This is a genomic window from Pseudomonas citronellolis (assembly GCF_029335315.1).
In the GTDB taxonomy this organism is placed as follows: Bacteria; Pseudomonadota; Gammaproteobacteria; order Pseudomonadales; family Pseudomonadaceae; genus Pseudomonas; species Pseudomonas citronellolis_A.
In genome coordinates this window covers 1-494 of sequence record NZ_JARJLT010000342.1, presented here as the reverse complement: position 1 = coordinate 494, position 494 = coordinate 1, and the positions used below count along the sequence as shown (strand labels likewise).

The window sequence follows — 494 nt, the reverse complement described above, 5'->3', positions numbered from 1 at the left end:
ACCTTCGAGTCGATCAGCTACATCATCGACGTGTACCGCGGCGACACCCCGGCCACGCGCAACCTCATCGACTTCGCGGCCTTCGTGGCGATCTTCCCGCACCTGATCGCCGGCCCCGTGCTGCGCTTCAAGGACCTGGTCGACCAGTTCAACCACCGCACCCACACCCTCGACAAGTTCGCCGAAGGCTGCACCCGCTTCATGCAGGGCTTCGTCAAGAAGGTGTTCATCGCCGACACCCTGGCGGCCCTGGCCGACCACTGCTTCGCCCTGCAGGACCCGACCACCGGCGACGCCTGGCTCGGCGCCCTGGCCTACACCGCGCAGCTGTACTTCGACTTCTCCGGCTACAGCGACATGGCCATCGGCCTCGGCCTGATGATGGGCTTCCGCTTCATGGAGAACTTCAACCAGCCCTACATCAGCCAGTCCATCACCGAGTTCTGGCGGCGCTGGCACATCAGCCTCTCCACCTGGCTGCGCGACTACCTGTA

At 64.6% G+C, this 494-nt stretch carries 1 protein-coding gene; it reads left to right on the top strand.

What is annotated here, in order from left to right; all coding sequences use genetic code 11:
- Positions 1-494: MBOAT family O-acyltransferase (locus P3W75_RS25695; RefSeq protein ID WP_276230138.1), on the top strand; the 494-nt coding region annotated here is incomplete at both ends.